The following is a 16,987-nucleotide window of genomic DNA, read 5'->3' as shown; positions in this document are numbered from 1 at the left end:
AACTGCACTATCAAATGGTTATTTTGAAGTCCATGAAGAAGGGTGTACATACGGAACCAGGCAAAAGCGCGAACGGTTAGGTTATCACTCAACTTGTGCCAGCGCAGTACGGATGTCAAAAGTAATTCATCCTTTTAAAAAAATTAATGGTTGTATTTATTGTTCTTATGCATGTCATACTACTTAACTTGAGATGGGAGGGGTTTTTCATGGTCAAACATTCTGGCGGTCTATTATCTAAAACAGTAAAGACTCTCAAAAATTCTTCTTCTAAGATAGCAAAGTCGGAAGCGGGTAAGGTGTTACAAAAACATCAAGATGAGAAACATTAAAAATACGATTAACTACTCCTTAATCAGATTAGTGTTTAAATAAAAATTAAGATTATTAATTAGTGAATAGTTGTTGGATCAATTTATCTCATGGAATTTATTTCAACTTAACCTCCCGCTTATTAAAAATATATGTAAAATACTAAATCATAGTGATACACTAGTATATAGAATATTGTGATTAGGAATACTATTAGCATATGTTAGAAGTTTTAATTTAGCAGCTTTTATGACATCTTAAGCGAAGGACGGTTAAAATGAGTAACAGATATGAGCAAACAGACGTTATTTTAATTGGAGCCGGTATTATGAGCGCAACCCTTGGCGCTCTACTGAAGGAAGTAGCACCTGAAATGAAGATCAACGTGTTTGAGAGACTTAGAGGTGCAGGGGAGGAAAGCTCGAATGAGTGGAACAACGCAGGCACAGGACATGCTTCCTTATGTGAACTGAATTATACAAACGAAAAGCCGGATGGCTCCATAGATATTAGTAAAGCAATCAAAGTAAACCAGGAGTACCAGGTATCAAAGCAGTTTTGGTCGTATCTTGTGGACAGCAATCTTTTACGTAATCCGCAGGAATTCATTATGTCGCTGCCTCACATGAGCCTTGTACAGGGAGAAAAAAATGTTGCTTTTTTAAGAAACCGATTTAAAGCGCTTTCAGGGAATCCTTTGTTTGAGGGCATGGAGTTTACAGATGATCCAGGCAAGCTGAAGGATTGGATTCCATTGATCATGGAGGGGCGCGAGGTTAATCAGCCAATTGCCGCCACAAAGATTGGTACTGGTACAGATGTTAATTTTGGTGCATTAACGCGTAAATTGTTCACCCACTTGCAAAACGAAGATGTGACGGTTAACTATCAGCACCAGGTAGAAGGAATGAAACGAACAGAAGATGGCTCCTGGGAATTGAAAATCCGGGATCTTAAGTTCGATCTTCTCGAGTACCACCGCGCAAAGTTTGTTTTTATCGGAGCGGGGGGCGGAAGTCTGCATCTGCTTCAAAAATCAGGTATTCCTGAAGGGAAATCTGTTGGCGGCTTCCCGGTAAGCGGACTGTTTCTCGTGTGCAAGAAGCCTGAAATTGTTGAACAGCATTACGCAAAGGTATACGGCAAGGCACCGGTTGGTGCACCGCCGATGTCGGTACCTCATTTGGATACACGGTTTATCGATAATGAAGCATCTTTATTTTTCGGTCCATTTGCCGGATTTTCACCTAAGTTTCTTAAAACAGGATCGAACCTGGACTTAGTCACCTCAGTGAAGCCAAATAATCTCGTTACGATGGCAGCAGCAGGCGTGAAAAACATGGGGCTGACAAAATACTTAATTGGCGAGGTTTTACTGTCAAAAGAAAAACGTATGGAAGCGCTCCGTGAATTTGTTCCGAATGCCCAGGATGAAGACTGGGAGCTTGTTGTGGCGGGTCAGCGCGTGCAGGTCATTAAAGATACTGAAAACGGCAAGGGCACGCTTCAGTTTGGTACAGAAGTTATCAGCTCAGCTGACGGTTCCATTGCAGCCCTGCTCGGCGCTTCCCCGGGGGCTTCAACTTCAGTTTCAGTTATGCTTGAGGTGCTTCAGCGCTGCTTCCCTGGAAAAATGAAGGAATGGGAGCCGAAGCTGAAGGAAATGATTCCATCCTATGGCGTCAAGCTGCTTGAAAATCCGCAGCTGATTCGTGACATTGAGCGTTCAACCTCGAAGTCGCTTCATTTGTCTAATTTAAAATCAGAACACACAGCATAAATAGAAGAAAGCAGCATTTGCCGATTGGGGTGGATGCTGCTTTTTTCTTTATTTAATGAGCCGCGTTTGAAAGTAGCGCAAGAACCCGACAAAGATAAAGATGGAACCGGCAATGTTACAAAGAACGCGGAATACATGTACAGTAAGAAATTCATTGGCTGTCTGTTTTAAAAACTCAACACTATGCACGCTGGCCCCTTCGATAAACATGATTTCATTACGAGGCCATTCAAACATTATAGAAGCGGCCCCTTCTAGGATTATCATCCCCATGCTTGCCAGCACCCACCACCGGGCTGTCGGATAACTCCAGGTGAGTAAGGCAGCGATAAAACCGGTTAAAATACTCAAAAACCCAAGAGGTGGAAAAAAGGTGTTTGGACCTGCGACTGCCATAAAGTCCATTCCGATGTTAAAGGATTGCGGGATATTGTGAAAAATATTTGGATACACCATAAAAGTATTTAAGAAAATTGCACCCAGCATAATTAGTTGAATCCATAAATGTCCGGTAATAAAACTCATCGTCATTTTTTCTCTCATTCTTCTTCACCTCATCCATTTCATTAAAAGTAATGCGACTAAGCCAGCTGAAGCTCCCCAAACCATATTGGTGAAAAAAACCCCTGAGACTGCGAACGGACTAGTAAGAGGTCCCTGCAGCTCTCCATTTATAATGGGGGAAAGGAAAGCGCTAATGACAATCGCTAATAGTCCATAAAAAAATCCGGCTCCGGTCAAGGTAAGCACGGGGCGGGCTTCCTCCCTCCAAATGACAGCTGCAATCCAGATAACGGTTATACTAAACGTAACTGCAAGACTTCCAAGAGGCTGCCCAATTATGCCCATGATTCCTGTTCCGTTCAATAGAGGCCGAATAAGTGCCAATGTACCAAGGGCAAAAACCAGCTTCCAAGATAATTTCATATCTCCTCACTCCTTATCTGCTTCTATCATAAAGTCCATTTCTGACTGAATTATTGTAAATCTCTTAGCAGTTTCTTAAATCAATTTTTATCCTGTTAAGAAACTGTTAAGAATTAAGATTTATAATGAAAAAGTAACGAGTGAGTGTTCAGTAATTAATATGAGGTGAAGAAGAAGTGTCAATTAGAAAACGATTACTTTTATCTAATCTGGCTATGATCGTCCTGCCGGTTATTGGTCTAATCATAATGGAAATAATCCTTGGTTTTTTCATGTTCGGATGGATGGGACTTGATCCTGAAAGCAGGCTTAAGCGGTTTACTCAGCTGCGCTTTGGAGGAATTATTCTTATTCTTATCGTGACGAACGGCGTTTTAACCTACTACATGTCAAAAACCATTATTAAACCCGTAAGAGAACTGACAGATGCAGCAAAAAAGCTGGCAGGAGGAGAGCGGAAATTTTATATCCAGACGGATCGGAAAGACGAGCTGGGTGAGCTTGCAGAAAGCTTTGAAGAGATGAGGAGAAGGCTTTTTGAAGCAGAAAGAATTCAGCAAAGATACGAGGAAGGTCGTAAGGAGCTAGTAGCGAGTATTTCGCATGATTTAAAAACACCGCTTACTTCCATTAAAGGCTATATAGAAGGAATCCGGGATGGGGTTGCAGACACACCTGAAAAGCTTGAGCGCTATATAGAGACGGTTTATAAAAAAGCAGGAGAGATGGATCATTTGATTGATGAGCTGTTTTTGTATTCAAAGCTTGATGTAAACCGTGTGCCTTTTTATTTTGAAAAAGTAGATCTCACTGCTTATTTAAACGATTATTTAGAAGAGTTAAAGCTCACTTCTGAAGTGAAAACATTCTTTTTATCTCATGGCAAACCTGTAATGGTCCTTGCTGATCGGGAACAGCTGAACAGGGTTTTTACTAATATCATTAACAACAGCCTGAAGCATATGGATAAAAAAGAAAAAGAGCTAACAATCGAGTTAAATGAGTTAGATGAGAGGATAGAGGTCCAGATTATCGATAATGGAGAGGGAATTTCAGAAGAGGACCTGCCGCGGATATTTGAGCAATTTTATCAGGCAGATTCCTCCCGAGGCAAGCAGGGGAATGGCTCAGGTCTTGGACTTGCAATTGCCCGAAAAATTGTGGAGGAGCATGGAAGCAACATAAGAGCCAAAAGTTTAGAAGGAGAAGGAACATCTGTGTCCTTCACCCTGCCATTGTGGAAGGAGGGAAATCAGCATGGAACATCTACTAATCATTGAGGACGATCAGGCTATCGCCGAGCTTGAGCGTGATTATTTGGAAATGAACGGATTTAAAGTCGATATTGAACATGATGGCATAGCAGGACTAAAGAAAGCGCTGGAAACATCATATGATCTACTATTACTCGATGTGATGCTGCCTGGTGAAAATGGGTTTGAAATATGTAAAAAAGTAAGGCGGGAAAAGGAAATCCCAATATTAATGATTACCGCTAAAAACGATGATATTGATAAAATCAGGGGGCTTGGCATTGGTGCTGACGATTATATTGTTAAGCCGTTTAGTCCTAATGAGCTCGTTGCAAGAGTTAAAGCGCATCTCGCCAGGTACCGGAGAATTTTACAAAAAGATGAAGAGACGAAAAAAGAAATTAGAATCAGGGATCTTCAAATTGATCTTTTCTCACGAAGAGTAGTCGTTAACCATAATGAAAAGATACTGACAGCAAAAGAATTTGATCTCCTCGTTTTTATGGCTCTTCACCCAAATCACGTTTTTACTAAAGAAGAGCTGTTTGAGCGCATCTGGGGCCTTGATGCGATAGGTGACAATACAACGATTACCGTTCATGTGAGGAGAATACGGGAGAAAATAGAAAAAGAACCTTCGAAGCCCTGTTATATTGAAACGGTTTGGGGAGTAGGGTACAGGTTTTTAAAGTGATAGAAAAAAGCCGGTCCATACGCTAGTAAGCTTTTTTAATTTCACCATACTAGCATTCAAAAATTAGGAACTTCTGGAGTAGAGGCCGGAGTGATAGATGAAGTCCTTTTCTTGGAAATAACGATTATTCGCGTTTAGGAGCGCCATTACAGCTAACTATATTGCGAGGGTGTAAGGCGCTATTCTTACAATGACAACAGCAGTGGTTACAGTTTAAGGAAGAAGGAACTCGGTGGCTAAAGTTTTATTTCGATTGATAGATCGTGGCGGCTGTATTTGATTTAGAAGATCAGGAGTAGAGGCTAAGAGATTATCATAGATAAAAGTATTGAAAAAAGCTGTCCTCCTGAATCAGGTGGACAGCTTTTAACGTTATTTAGTCAAAACTCCTCATACTCCCGCGGATCCTGGTCATTCATCCGCCCATTCACCTTCGTTAACCCATTAATCTTCTCCATTTCCTCCGCATTTAGTTCAAAATCAAAGATTGAGAGATTCTGCTTTTGCCTCTCAGGATTTGAGGAGCGGGGAATGGAGACGGTATCGAGCTGATAAATCCAGCGTAAAATGATTTGACCTACAGATTTGTCTTTTTCTTCAGCGATCTTACGTAAAACCTCATCCTGCAGCACATCCCCCGCTCGGCCAAGGGGGCTCCAGGCTTGTGTCAGAATATCATGGCTGCTGTCATAAGCACGTTGCTCCTCCTGTGAAAAGTAAGGATGGAGCTCAATTTGATTAATTACAGGTTTTACACCAGTTTCTTCAACGAGACGATCAAGATGCTCTGGCATGAAATTACATACGCCAATTGACCGGACCCAGCCATTTTTTTGTGCCTGGATAAGCGCTTTCCAGGCTTCCACATATTGATCCTGCTTTGGGTTCGGCCAGTGCAAAAGAAATAAATCCCAATACTCAAGTCCAGCCCGTAAAAGGGATTCCTCTATCATTTCGAGTGCTTCGTCAAACTGATAGTACTGTGCGCGAAGCTTGGAGGTTAAAAATAATTCCTCTCTAGGAACACCGGAGCGTCTGACCGCTTCCCCGACTGTTCCTTCATTATCATAACGGATGGCTGTATCAAGCAGACGGAAGCCATTTTCAATTGCGGAAGAAATGGCTTTTACACCTCTTTCACCCTTCAATGAGTGTGTGCCAAAGCCTACTGAGGGAATAGAGTAGCCATCATGCATTTTCCATGCAGGTATTGATGTTTCAATCATAGGAATCACCTTTTCGTTTTTTATAAAACAATTCCTTTTTCTGTAACCAGGTAAACCTTTACTGCCTGTATTGAGGAAAGTAATTTTCGACAATAAATAAAAGCCGCCCTCTTTTACTAAAGAGGGCAGCCCGGAAGTTAAATAGGTTTATTTAGTACACCTTATCTCCATTAAAAATCGAATTCTTCACGATCACATAATCCACAGTGCGGATTGCTTCAAGCTTATCTCCGCCTGCATAGGAAATAGAGGACTGAAGATCCTGCTCCATTTCAGTCAGTGTATCCTGAAGAGCGCCTTTATGCTCGACGAACATTTTTTTGCCTTCAACGTTTTTCTTTTCGCCTTTTTGGAATTCAGAGGCGGAGCCGAAATATTCCTTAAATAGCTTTCCGTCTTTTTCAAAAGTAACGCCAGGGGATTCCTCGTGACCGGCAAACAGCGATCCGATCATTACCATGGATGCGCCGAACCGAACGGATTTTGCAATATCACCGTGCGTACGGATTCCGCCATCTGCTATGATTGGCTTGCTTGCTGCTTTCGCGCACCAGCGAAGAGCTGCCAGCTGCCAGCCGCCTGTGCCAAAGCCTGTTTTGATTTTCGTAATGCAAACCTTTCCTGGGCCAATTCCAACCTTAGTTGCGTCTGCTCCCGCATGCTCTAATTCTCTGACTGCTTCAGGTGTGCCGACATTTCCTGCAATAACGAAGCTTTCAGGCAGATGTGTTTTAATATGCTGGATCATTCGAATGACTGCATTCGAGTGGCCGTGAGCAATATCAATCGTGATATAATCCGGAACAAGCTGCTCCTTTGCCAGCTGTTCAACAAAGGTGTATTCTTCTTCTTTCACGCCTACACTGATTGAAGTGATCAGGCCGCGCTCCTGCATATCTTTAATGAAGGAAATTCTCTTTTCGGGCTCAAAGCGGTGCATAATATAAAAATATTGATTTTGGGCTAAGTAAGTTGCAATTTTTTCATCAATAATCGTCTGCATATTTGCCGGAACCACAGGCAGTTTAAAGGTATGTTTACCAAATTTCACTGAGGTATCACATTCTGAGCGGCTGTCAACAACACATTTTGCCGGAACTAATTGAATATCTTCATAATCAAATACATTATCCATCCTTCAACTCTCCTAAAAACGAATATTATAGTAATACATTTAAATAATGTTCGTACATAACGTAATTTACAAGATTTTCTGAATGATGTCAAAGTTTTTTGTTTTTTTATATTTACTTCATTTGCAAGAGGCCATTCAGCTAGCTTTGTGTCATTGCTTTTTTAAACTCAAGGACACCTGCTGTAAGTATAGCTAAGCTTGCTGGCACGAATATGAGTATAAATACACTTGGTGTAATTTTGTTAAAAAGTAATAAAAGCATGATCAGAATCGTAACAGCTGACAGTATATGTACAACCTTTGTCATAAGCTCCTCCTTAAAAGGTATCGCAGGCGCTGCGCAGTCAGTTGCGAAAAACCTTGACCCTTTGATCAATATAAGCTATTGTTGTATACGCGATGAGCTCATTTGCGTAAGACGGACAGGCACTCCCTTTGGGGAACACGTTGTGGAGCGTGGTCTAACGCCGCAAATAATCGGGAAGCACTCTGTCTATTTGGCAGGGTGCTTTTTTCATATCGCTATGACCCAATTTCATCATAGCATGTGAATGTAAATGGCTATTTACAATTACATCTAACTGGAACTTAATCTTGGTCCGGTCTATTAATAAGAAGTAATGGAAGAAGCTTTGAATAAAAAAATGACCTGGACTCAATGTCCCAGGTCATTTTTATTATACAGCCTTGCTCTCTTTATTCTTTCTGTTCTTTCTCATGGCTTTTGTAATATAGCCGCCTTTAAAGTTACGGGGCTCGTAGGAAACGATGAAGGCACTTGGTTCATGCGTGCTGACAATCGTAATAAATTCCTTCTCGCGATCGCGGCGGGCTGTGCAATCCAGACGGTACCTTCTGGCCTGGTGCATGCCTTCCACCTCAGAAGTCGAAACACTAAAGCCTTCCTCCCGAAGATTTTTGATTAATTCTTCGTTCTTGCTCGTGATATTTACTTCTATTGAAACAAAGCCGATCGCAAGCTTTTGCTCGAGAATCTGGCCTAAATAAAGGCCGATCCCAAAACCTAGAGCGTAGGCAACCATATTTAAATAATTGGATAAGTCACTAAAGACAATTCCCAATGCAATGACGTAAATAAACCCTTCAAGTATACCTAGAGCTGCTGCTTTTTCTTTCATTCCTTTGACCATCGTAATTGTTCGCAGGGTTAAAACAGGAACAAATATCAGCTGGGCAACGAAAATGATGAGCGCATTAAGCATCCTCTCACCTTCCTTCTAAAACATTCAATCTAGTTTAACAGGAAGAAGGTTCATAATACAACTATTACCATTATCTGTTTTTGTTTGAAGGGGAATGGGGGATAACTAAAAGACCATCACCCTCCAGCCATTCCGCAAGCAGCACCTCTTCTATTGAAAAAATCCCTTTAGCTTTTAATTCTTTCGTTAACCAGTGAACATCTTTTTTTAGCTCCGCCAGATTTTCTTTGTCCAGCTTCCGATCTTTTATAAGTGTCATTGGCAAATAAACAGGTTCAGGGGGAATATTTAAATCCTCTAAGGTTGTCTTTTGGTATTGTGCTTTCTTTAATATACTGATGGAGCCGTTGGCTTCAATAAATGCAAACGCAACTTCACGAATAGAAAATGTTTCGCTTTGCCTGAGTAAGCTTTGCAGCTGATTGAGATTCATGCGGCAGCTTTTTAGCTGGTCAAAATCAATTTGACCATTCCGAATCACCATAGAGGGTTTTCCTTCAAATTTTTCCCTTAAAAACATGGATTTTTGAGCAAGGAAATCCACCAAAAATAGTAGGATGCCCCATACAGAGACACTTACAACGACATGAAAGATTGGGACATTATGATTATAAACAGCATTACCCAATAGTTCTCCGAGAACAATCGCAGCAATAAAATGAAAGGGAGTTAATTGGTCAATTAACTTTTTTCCGATGATCCTAATAAGGAGAAATAATAATAAAAATCCAATAACAAGCTTGAAAGATACTTGCAGCAGCTCCACTATTTATTCCTCCTAATCTAAAAAAGTTACTAATCTAATCCTTTCCAAAATAAAAAAGCCTGATACCCGCTCACAAAAAAATCCTCCAGCATTTGGAGGATTAATGTATTCACCCGCACCACACAATAATCCTGTATGGAGTAGTCTGAGCAGGAATGCTTTTAGTGGATGGTCCATAGACGACAATTAAGTTCCGGTTCGCCGGGCTTCTTGAAAAGGCCTGCCCATTTGCTAGGAGTACCTGTGTATAAGGACCGGGGGTGAGCTGCAATTGTCCGTCACTGCTTATGAGCTGAGCATTAAAAAAGTCTGCTTTTACCTGCTGATTAGTGCTGTTTTTCACCATGACCAGCGCTGCATATTGCGGAGGATAAATCATGATGACAGGGGTGTTGGCGTCATAGTAGCCGTTCACACGGTCACCAACTGAGACCATTGTGTGATCGACAAAGTAGGTAGAGGGAGTGACAACAAAATTAACCTGTGACCCAGTATCATTTACGACAGAAATAAATTTATCGCAGCCTTCTGTCGCATTGTTTTGGCCGGTTACAAAATCACGAATATCAATGACCGTTCCTTCAAACGCCTTAAAATTAATCATTTTTACACCTCTTTCTTATGTAAGTTTATTCATGCAGCTCAAAACAGGTTTGTCTGGAAATCAACTTTTTCTAAAAAGCAAGGCTCTTGACACCAGTCTCTTCCTGTTATACATTTAATTCCGACTATACCAGTGCATTTTTAATGGATTCTAATTTAATTATGGAGAGAAAGGGGGAGGACTTTAATGAAAAAGTATGTAGGGAGTTCTTTTATTTTAAAAATAACCATCATCCTTATGCTTGGCGTAGTGACAGGACCAATCTTCGGAAAAGGAACCTCCGCTGTAGCCCCTCTGATGGGTGCTCTCTGCCATTAAATCATAGATAACAAAACAAATCTTACTCAATAGTATAGCAGCAAAAAAGAAGAGGCATGCGGCGCCTCTTCTTTTTTAAGTTTACTTTACTGCCCCGCGTGTAACATTTCCGATAATCCAGCGCTGAGCAATGACATAAACAATAATCATTGGGAGCATCGCAAGAAGATAGGAGGCAAATGCAAGGTTGTAGTTCGTACTGAATTCTGACTGGAAAATGTACTGCGTGAGCGGCAGCGTTGCATCACTTGGATCAGTGAGGATCACGAGTGGAAGCATAAAGTCATTCCAGGCATAAAGGGCTGTTAAAATGGCGACCGTTGCATTCATAGGACCGAGAAGCGGGAAGATTACCTTCCAGAAGATGCTCCACGAGTTGCCGCCGTCCATAACAGCTGCTTCCTCAAGCTCTATTGGGATGGATTTAATATATCCTACATAGATGAAAACGTTAAATGACAGCTGAAAAACAATATAAAGGAAGATCAGCCCCACCAAATTGTCCATATTCCATACCGCTGTCTGCCTGACCAGCGGAAGCATAATGATAGGAAATGGAACAAACATAGCACTGACGAAATAGTAGAACAGCGCCTTATAAAATCCCTTATGCATATTACGTGCAATTGCATAGGAAACAAGAGAATTTGTTAAAACGGTTAAAATCACCACACAAGCTGTCACGATAAAGCTGTTTAAGAAAGCATTATAGAAATTTGTCAGCTCGATGGCGTCAAGAAAGTTTTGAAAACGCCATTCGTTCGGCAGAGATAAAAGTGGTTCTCCCATCTCCTGCGGTGTTTTTAACGCAATTGTGATCGTTAAATAAAGTGGGAATAAGATAAGCAGTGTCCCGAAGATCAGGAGTGTTGTGATGAGCCAATTAGTTTTTTTGCGCTTCATTACTGCTGCACCTCCCGTTTTTGCAAAACACGCAATTGAAAGATTGATAGAGCCACGATCACGATAAAGTAGATAACAGCATTCGCTGATTGATAGCCGAACTGTCCACCTTCAAAGCCTCCGCGGTAAATGAGGACAGAAATAGATTCTGTTGAATATCCAGGTCCTCCGCCGGTGAGAGCGATGATATGGTCAAATACCATTAAAAAGGTTTTTAACGCAAGAACCATATTAATCGTAAAGAAGGGAGCGATGATTGGAAATGTTATTTTCCAAAAGCGCTGCCACGGGTTTGCTCCGTCGATAGATGCTGCTTCAAAAACTTCTGCAGGAACAGTTTGAAGGCCGGCAAGATACAAAATCGTATTAAAGGCAACAGCCTGCCATACAGCCATAATAACGACACCAATCCAGGCGTGGTCAGGGCTTCCTAAAATATTCGTTGAAAGCGCCTCTACCCCAATTAGGGTGGCAAGCTGGGGCAGAAAGAGCGTAAAAATAAATTGAAAAATAAATCCAACGATCAAAATACTCAGGATATTTGGCAGAAAATAAATCGCCCGCAGCGTTTTTTGAAACTTAATATTGGCGTTAAGGCCAAGAGCCACGAGCAGACTGAAAAGATTGACAAGAAGTGTGGAGACAATGGCAAACTGGAACGTAAATCCGTAAGCGCTCCAGGCACGCATATCCTGAAAAACATTAAAATAATTGGATAATCCGACAAATTCCCAATCTCCATAGCCCCGCCAGTTTGTAAAGCTGTAAAATACGCCCTGCAGCAGGGGAAAGGTATGGAATAAGAAAAATAAAGCCACTGCGGGAATGGTCATAAGTAAATAAGCACGCTGTTTAGATTTCATCATTCTGGCTCCTTTCTAGAACCTCAGTTGGATCTGGTCCCATTCACGGTCTAAGCGATTAAGAAAGCTGTTTGCATCCCCGCGGTATAAATATTCCTGGATCATATTTTCAGCACCCATTCCAGGTGGATAAAAATGATCAGGGAAGCTTGTTATTTCTCCATTTTCAAAGTTCTGGCGAATGCCTTCCATGTAAGGATCGTCGGAGAGTACACCTTCAAGTACAGAAAAAGCGGCCTGCTCCTCCATATATTGGGCTGACTGTTCTTCCTCCAGCATGAAGGAGATAAACGCCTCTGCTTCTTCCGGATACTCGGTGTCCTGCATGGTGGCAAAAAGAACATCGACTCCTGAAACTAGCTTGTTTTCTTCCGGCTCATTTGAAACAGGCATGGCAAAGACGCCAAGGTCAAGGTCAGGGTTGGTGGTCAGAATTTCAGGCACTGCCCAGTTTCCCTGAAAATAGAACACGCCGTTACCCTGGGCAAATTCACGGTTGCCGTCATTATACCCAATCCCATACATTCGGTTATGCCCGTAATCTAAAAGCTCATGGATCTTTTCAGCTGCTTCGGCGTGGGTTTCTTTAAAGGTGAGTTCCCCATTTGTTTTCCGTTCAGCAAATTGTTCAGGCTGCAGTACACCTGCGATTGAGTTCCAGGCCGGCATTGCCGTCCAGGCATCCTGCAGCGTAAAGTAAATCGGAACTTCTCCCGCTTCCTTTGCAGCAGTTAGTACCTCAATAAATTCATCCCAGGTCTCAGGCACCTCATAACCAAGGTCAGCAAGCTTTTCCTTATTATAGATAACTGTATTGGCATTTGCGGCAAAAGGGACACCGTGAATGCCGGTTGACTCGTTGCCTTCAAGTTCGCTGAGCATCTCGAGATAAGCCGGCTGAATATTGTTAAGCATCGGGCTCTCTTCATAGTTAACCAGCATATTGGCCTGTGTCAGTTCACCATATAAAGCACTTCCGGCGATCGCCACGATATCCGGCATATCATCCTTAACAAGCCTTGTCCTTAATAAAGTTTCTGCATCAGGTGGAGCGTAAAGATTGACACGAATATTGTCATGCTCTGCTTCAAATTTTTCAATCAGGCCCTGATATGTACCAATGTTTTCTGTTTTATTGGAGAAAAGCTCAAGCTCAACCACACCATCCTCAGCTGGTTGATCTCCACAGCCAGCTAAAAGCATGATTGAAGAAAAACCTATAGCAAAAGAGGCTGTTTTCCAGTTCATCATTCCAAAACTCCTTTCTACTAAAAGCTAAAAATATAACTTAACCATGTAACAGTAAACGTTTACGTAAAACGCCTAAAAAAGAAGGAAGCTAGTGTTTTTTCACTGAGTTCCTTTCAATAATCCGGTGCTTAATCTTCTCTCCATTGCCTTGTGTTCCGGTTTCAATTGCCTGAAACAATAGCTCGGCGGCTTTCATTCCCATGCTTTCAAAGCCCTGTGATACGGCTGTTAACGGGGGGCTTGCCATCTTTGCAAGTCTTGTATCGTCATATCCGATGATGGATAAATCCTCTGGTATACGAAGGCCGTATTTATACGCACTTGAGATAGCGCTTACAGCAAGCTCGTCACTTGCAGCAAATATAGCCGTAAGATCGGGGTGGAGCGCATAGAGCTTCTCAAATGCCAGTTGTCCGTGTTCAAAGTAAAAGCCTTTGTCCCAGGCGACCTTGGTTTCATCGTAAGGAATATTCGCTTGCAGTATCGCTCTTTTATAGCCTGCAATCCGCGGAGCACCTGCTAACGGATCGGTGGGAGGGCCGCTGAGCATACCGATTTCTGTATGGTTACAGTCGATTAAATAACGGACCGCATCATAGGCGGCTGCTTCATCATCCACTTTTACCGAGGGGATGTTGTCCTGCTCAGAGTATGAGGATACGGTAATAACTGGAACAGCCATCTTTTCGATAAAAGCCGCAAACTCCTTCGTGAGAAACTGGCTGGTAAAAATTATGCCCTCCACTTGCTTTTCCTGAAGCAGCCGCAAAAAATCGAGTGTTTTTTTGCCATCAGAATCGGTTTTGCAGACTATTACACTAAAGCCGCGGGTGTGAGATGCTTCCTCAATGCCCTGCAAAAGCTCAGCGCTGATCAGACCTGATACATCAGGAAATAAAACGCCAATCGTATTGCTCTGTTTATTAATCAGGCCCCGTGCGATGGCGTTTGGAGAATAGCCCAACCGGTCAATGGTTTCTAACACATGCTGTTTCGTTGTTTCAGAGTAGCCGGTGCTGTTATTTAAAATCCTTGAAACTGTAGCAATAGACACTTTCGCCTCCTTTGCTACATCTTTAATCGTAGGCTTGTTCAAACGCATCATTCCTTAACGTAAACGTTTTCGTAATTAAATCATTTGTCAGAAAATTTGTCAATGGTATCTATTACACGGTAACCCTCACTGGAAAGAGCCTGCTGCAAAACTGTTTATTATATTATGGAATTTAAAATTTGTTAGTTATAAAAAAGACCGGTAAAGTTGACTGCCTATTCTAGTAACGATAGAGTAAAATTATGAGAGTTTAGAATAATCAGGAAAAACATCCATTACACTAGTTGAGCGTTTTAAGGAGGCGAATAGGTATGTCCGCATTTGCAACACAGGAAAAAGTACTTCTTTCAATTCTGCAAAAAAAGCTTTCTCCTGGATTATACGAATATGCTGAAAGAGAGCTGCAATCCTTTTATAAAAAATGTTATTGGGAGTTTGATGAAAGAGCTGCTCACACCGACCGGGAAGGACAGCCGAGGCTGATCCGTTATGATAGATTCGGGGAAGAGGTGTCTGAGGTTTGGGTAAATGAAGGCTATAAGAATACTGTTCGTGATACCTATAATACCGGTATTGTCGGCTATAACCATAAAGCGATTCCAGAGCTTGAAGAAAAGGGGAATTATCTTTACAGCTACGCTCAAGGATATATTCTTTCCCAGATTGAACCGGGATTTTACTGTCCTGTCACGCTGACAATGGCGGTTGCTTATTTACTGGATCATTTTGCTGATGAGGAGTTGAAGGAGCGGTTTTTACCACATGTTCTGTCAACAGGTGAATCGGAGCTTTTTGAAGGCGCCACCTTTTTGACTGAACGGCAGGGAGGTTCAGATGTAGGGGCAAACGAGGTTCGGGCAGTAGAGGCCGGAGAGCGCTACCGCTTATTTGGTGAAAAATATTTCGCCTCTAACGCAGGGCAGGCAGGCGTTGCAGCGGTTCTTGCGAGATTGGAGGGAGCGCCGGAGGGAACCTCGGGTCTGAGTCTATTTATCGTACCGTGGAAGAAGGAAGATGGAAGTCTCAACGGTGTGAGAATCAGGAGGCTTAAGGATAAGCTTGGCGTCAGGGCTGTACCTTCAGGAGAGGTAGAGTTTGATGGGGCTGAGGCTTATTTAGTAGGGAACCCTGACCGCGGCTTTTATTACATGATGGAAGCACTCAATTTATCGCGGATCTGCAATAGCACCGCTTCTCTCGGAATTATGAAACGTGCATTAAAAGAAGGCTACGAATATGCAAGCAGCCGCGAATCATTTGGCAAATACCTGATTGATTTTCCAATGGTTCAGGAAACCGTTGTCCAGCTGCAGGCCCGTTTTGAAGTACAGCTGTCGGCTTTGTTTGAATCCATTGAGCTGTTTGAGCGGGTCGCTTCGGGTGATGTGGATATATCCCTTGACGAAATCGCTTTAAACCGGCTTTATATCGCATTAATAAAAGCAAGAACTGCAGAGGAAGCCATTGATTTTTCCCATACAGCCATTGAGCTCCATGGAGGCAACGGCTATATTGAGGATTTTGTGACACCCCGGCTGCTGCGGGACGCCCAGGTGCTGACTGTATGGGAAGGAACAGAAAATATACTGGCACTTGAGGTAATGAGATTAATTAAAAAATTTAATGTCCATCAGTTGTTTTTCGATGATTTGATTAATCGAATGACGATTGGGACAGATTCTCATGCGGCAGAGCAGATCAATGAAAAAATTCAGTCCTTGAAGGATATGCTAGTGAAATTAACTTCTCTCAGTGAGGATCACCAGACCTATCACGCCCGTAAAATTGCCAGGCGAATGGCTGATCTGCTTATGGTCGTACATGCTTATGAGAGGGCGGAAACCGAGCGTGAGAAGGCCATTGCTGATATATTCAGAATGTCTCTTTGGGAAAAGGATGAGCTGGATGAAGGCATTCTCTGTGTCGAAAGCTTTGGGCTGATTATGGATTAAAAAAGAGAAAAAAGCACTTCAGGAGTACAAAGTGACTCAGCTGAAGTGCTTTTTGTTTCACGTGAAACATTCTGTCGAAAAGGAACCGTTAATGGACTAAAACAATAAGGTTGGCAGATCCTCAAGCCGCTGATCCGTTGAGCGGGGAATTCTCAGGGATTGAGTCCGCTTCGTATGAGCATTTCCTCTGATAATCAGGGAACGCTTGCGATCGGCCATTTCAATAGTCAGCCATTTGCTTGTAGATAAAGGAGAGCTGATGCACTCCGTCACTTCGCTTTCAGTTAGGAGAATGATTTCTGAATTGGCAAGATCCTCTTCCCCGCAGATAAAGGCGAATAAATACCTGCTGCCATTCTGCTGCCGAAGCGTTTTTTCAAGCTCGCTGTCGTAAAAGGAAAAGGTCCAGATTTTTGAATCCCTTTTAGGACGAGGAGTAAAGGAATACTTGGCATAGATCAAATAGCTTCCTGTCTCATTTTCCAATGCATAAATTCTTCTGTCATGCCCGCTTTCTTTCATGACAGGAGAAAATCCCCGATTAACCAGCTGTGACAGCAGTGCGCCAAAGTAAAAATCGACCTTCGAAATGTTCATTTCGCTCCTCCTCTCACGTTCTCTCTTATACTTACTATTATGAACGAAATTCAACAAAAAATGAAAAGAAATTACTCAAACAGACAGGGTATGACAGAATGCAGATCAAATAATCGCATAAAAAGCTCA

Annotated in this window: 19 protein-coding genes; 6 read left to right on the top strand and 13 right to left on the bottom strand. The window is 42.2% G+C overall.

Translation table 11 applies throughout. From position 1 onward, the window contains the following. Positions 1–209: 209 nt before the first annotated feature. On the top strand, positions 210–332 hold the full coding sequence (locus C4B60_RS21895; RefSeq protein ID WP_280632283.1) for a hypothetical protein: 123 nt from the start codon (positions 210–212) through the stop codon (positions 330–332). 257 nt (positions 333–589) lie between these two features. Then, complete coding sequence (locus C4B60_RS16190; RefSeq protein ID WP_104059075.1) at positions 590–2,092, top strand: malate:quinone oxidoreductase; 1,503 nt, start codon at positions 590–592, stop codon at positions 2,090–2,092. A 48-nt stretch (positions 2,093–2,140) separates the two neighbouring features. On the opposite strand, the gene C4B60_RS16185 is transcribed toward C4B60_RS16190, so the two are convergent. Then, positions 2,141–2,635, bottom strand: a complete 495-nt coding sequence (locus tag C4B60_RS16185; protein WP_104059074.1) for a hypothetical protein — start codon at positions 2,633–2,635, stop codon at positions 2,141–2,143. Between the two features lie 6 nt (positions 2,636–2,641). Next, on the bottom strand, positions 2,642–3,019 hold the full coding sequence (locus C4B60_RS16180) for a hypothetical protein (RefSeq protein WP_104059073.1): 378 nt from the start codon (positions 3,017–3,019) through the stop codon (positions 2,642–2,644). Positions 3,020–3,195: 176 nt separating this feature from the next. Between C4B60_RS16180 and C4B60_RS16175 the strand changes: the two genes are divergently transcribed. Together C4B60_RS16175 and C4B60_RS16170 are read left to right on the top strand one after the other, a co-directional pair. After that, positions 3,196–4,299, top strand: coding sequence for a sensor histidine kinase (locus C4B60_RS16175; RefSeq protein WP_104059072.1), 1,104 nt, complete (start codon positions 3,196–3,198; stop codon positions 4,297–4,299). Next, positions 4,277–4,966 carry a response regulator transcription factor gene (locus C4B60_RS16170; RefSeq protein WP_104059071.1) on the top strand — a complete coding sequence of 230 codons (690 nt, stop codon included), beginning with the start codon at positions 4,277–4,279 and terminating at the stop codon, positions 4,964–4,966. The genes C4B60_RS16175 and C4B60_RS16170 overlap by 23 nt, the downstream gene beginning before the upstream one ends. A 380-nt stretch (positions 4,967–5,346) precedes the next feature. Here C4B60_RS16170 and C4B60_RS16165 read toward each other — a convergent pair whose 3' ends face one another. From C4B60_RS16165 to C4B60_RS16145, 6 genes are all read right to left on the bottom strand, one after another. Beyond that, entirely contained in the window at positions 5,347–6,192 is an 846-nt protein-coding gene (locus C4B60_RS16165; RefSeq protein WP_104059070.1) for an aldo/keto reductase, read from the bottom strand. 151 nt (positions 6,193–6,343) lie between these two features. Continuing rightward, the gene (gene guaC, locus C4B60_RS16160; protein WP_104059069.1) at positions 6,344–7,327 is read right to left on the bottom strand and encodes a GMP reductase; all 984 of its coding nucleotides are present in this window, start codon (positions 7,325–7,327) and stop codon (positions 6,344–6,346) included. Between the two features lie 139 nt (positions 7,328–7,466). Further along, positions 7,467–7,634: a hypothetical protein gene (locus C4B60_RS21530; RefSeq protein ID WP_167578687.1), complete on the bottom strand. Its 168-nt coding sequence runs from the start codon at positions 7,632–7,634 to the stop codon at positions 7,467–7,469. Between the two features lie 370 nt (positions 7,635–8,004). Next, positions 8,005–8,550, bottom strand: a complete 546-nt coding sequence (locus C4B60_RS16155; RefSeq protein WP_104059068.1) for a DUF2179 domain-containing protein — start codon at positions 8,548–8,550, stop codon at positions 8,005–8,007. 70 nt (positions 8,551–8,620) lie between these two features. Continuing rightward, positions 8,621–9,316, bottom strand: a complete 696-nt coding sequence (locus tag C4B60_RS16150) for a DUF421 domain-containing protein (protein ID WP_104059067.1) — start codon at positions 9,314–9,316, stop codon at positions 8,621–8,623. Between the two features lie 109 nt (positions 9,317–9,425). Then, complete coding sequence (locus tag C4B60_RS16145) at positions 9,426–9,920, bottom strand: hypothetical protein (RefSeq protein WP_104059066.1); 495 nt, start codon at positions 9,918–9,920, stop codon at positions 9,426–9,428. Positions 9,921–10,106: 186 nt separating this feature from the next. Here C4B60_RS16145 and C4B60_RS21890 point away from each other — a divergent pair, with 186 nt between their 5' ends. Beyond that, positions 10,107–10,238 (top strand): hypothetical protein, encoded by a 132-nt coding sequence (locus tag C4B60_RS21890; protein WP_280632282.1) that lies wholly within the window; start codon positions 10,107–10,109, stop codon positions 10,236–10,238. A gap of 81 nt (positions 10,239–10,319) precedes the next feature. On the opposite strand, the gene C4B60_RS16140 is transcribed toward C4B60_RS21890, so the two are convergent. The 4 genes from C4B60_RS16140 to C4B60_RS16125 form a co-directional block, all read right to left on the bottom strand. After that, positions 10,320–11,141: a carbohydrate ABC transporter permease gene (locus C4B60_RS16140; RefSeq protein ID WP_104059065.1), complete on the bottom strand. Its 822-nt coding sequence runs from the start codon at positions 11,139–11,141 to the stop codon at positions 10,320–10,322. Next, positions 11,141–12,004 (bottom strand): carbohydrate ABC transporter permease, encoded by an 864-nt coding sequence (locus C4B60_RS16135; RefSeq protein ID WP_104059064.1) that lies wholly within the window; start codon positions 12,002–12,004, stop codon positions 11,141–11,143. The genes C4B60_RS16140 and C4B60_RS16135 overlap by 1 nt, the downstream gene beginning before the upstream one ends. Before the next feature lie 15 nt (positions 12,005–12,019). Then, entirely contained in the window at positions 12,020–13,252 is a 1,233-nt protein-coding gene (locus C4B60_RS16130) for an ABC transporter substrate-binding protein (RefSeq protein ID WP_245154018.1), read from the bottom strand. Between the two features lie 91 nt (positions 13,253–13,343). Then, positions 13,344–14,351: a LacI family DNA-binding transcriptional regulator gene (locus C4B60_RS16125; RefSeq protein ID WP_209020103.1), complete on the bottom strand. Its 1,008-nt coding sequence runs from the start codon at positions 14,349–14,351 to the stop codon at positions 13,344–13,346. Between the two features lie 269 nt (positions 14,352–14,620). Here C4B60_RS16125 and C4B60_RS16120 point away from each other — a divergent pair, with 269 nt between their 5' ends. Next, on the top strand, positions 14,621–16,261 hold the full coding sequence (locus C4B60_RS16120; RefSeq protein ID WP_104059061.1) for an acyl-CoA dehydrogenase family protein: 1,641 nt from the start codon (positions 14,621–14,623) through the stop codon (positions 16,259–16,261). 96 nt (positions 16,262–16,357) lie between these two features. On the opposite strand, the gene C4B60_RS16115 is transcribed toward C4B60_RS16120, so the two are convergent. After that, positions 16,358–16,858, bottom strand: coding sequence for a hypothetical protein (locus tag C4B60_RS16115; RefSeq protein ID WP_104059060.1), 501 nt, complete (start codon positions 16,856–16,858; stop codon positions 16,358–16,360). Positions 16,859–16,987: the final 129 nt, after the last annotated feature.

Source organism: Jeotgalibacillus proteolyticus (genome assembly GCF_002926065.1).
GTDB lineage: Bacteria > Bacillota > Bacilli > Bacillales > Jeotgalibacillaceae > Jeotgalibacillus > Jeotgalibacillus proteolyticus.
The sequence above is the reverse complement of the archived record's forward strand: the minus strand, read 5'-3'. Positions and strand labels throughout refer to the sequence as shown.

Bases quoted from the DNA above. Each gene is read 5' to 3' on its own strand.
- C4B60_RS16140 (WP_104059065.1), bottom strand. From the start codon at position 11,141: ATGAAGCGCAAAAAAACTAATTGGCTCATCACAACACTCCTGATCTTC.
- C4B60_RS16165 (WP_104059070.1), bottom strand. From the start codon at position 6,192: ATGATTGAAACATCAATACCTGCATGGAAAATGCATGATGGCTACTCT.
- C4B60_RS16135 (WP_104059064.1), bottom strand. From the start codon at position 12,004: ATGAAATCTAAACAGCGTGCTTATTTACTTATGACCATTCCCGCAGTG.
- C4B60_RS16115 (WP_104059060.1), bottom strand. From the start codon at position 16,858: ATGAACATTTCGAAGGTCGATTTTTACTTTGGCGCACTGCTGTCACAG.
- C4B60_RS16120 (WP_104059061.1), top strand. From the start codon at position 14,621: ATGTCCGCATTTGCAACACAGGAAAAAGTACTTCTTTCAATTCTGCAA.
- C4B60_RS16185 (WP_104059074.1), bottom strand. From the start codon at position 2,635: ATGAGAGAAAAAATGACGATGAGTTTTATTACCGGACATTTATGGATT.
- C4B60_RS21895 (WP_280632283.1), top strand. From the start codon at position 210: ATGGTCAAACATTCTGGCGGTCTATTATCTAAAACAGTAAAGACTCTC.
- C4B60_RS16180 (WP_104059073.1), bottom strand. From the start codon at position 3,019: ATGAAATTATCTTGGAAGCTGGTTTTTGCCCTTGGTACATTGGCACTT.
- C4B60_RS21530 (WP_167578687.1), bottom strand. From the start codon at position 7,634: ATGACAAAGGTTGTACATATACTGTCAGCTGTTACGATTCTGATCATG.
- C4B60_RS21890 (WP_280632282.1), top strand. From the start codon at position 10,107: ATGAAAAAGTATGTAGGGAGTTCTTTTATTTTAAAAATAACCATCATC.
- C4B60_RS16170 (WP_104059071.1), top strand. From the start codon at position 4,277: ATGGAACATCTACTAATCATTGAGGACGATCAGGCTATCGCCGAGCTT.
- C4B60_RS16190 (WP_104059075.1), top strand. From the start codon at position 590: ATGAGTAACAGATATGAGCAAACAGACGTTATTTTAATTGGAGCCGGT.
- C4B60_RS16130 (WP_245154018.1), bottom strand. From the start codon at position 13,252: ATGAACTGGAAAACAGCCTCTTTTGCTATAGGTTTTTCTTCAATCATG.
- C4B60_RS16145 (WP_104059066.1), bottom strand. From the start codon at position 9,920: ATGATTAATTTTAAGGCGTTTGAAGGAACGGTCATTGATATTCGTGAT.
- guaC (WP_104059069.1), bottom strand. From the start codon at position 7,327: ATGGATAATGTATTTGATTATGAAGATATTCAATTAGTTCCGGCAAAA.
- C4B60_RS16155 (WP_104059068.1), bottom strand. From the start codon at position 8,550: ATGCTTAATGCGCTCATCATTTTCGTTGCCCAGCTGATATTTGTTCCT.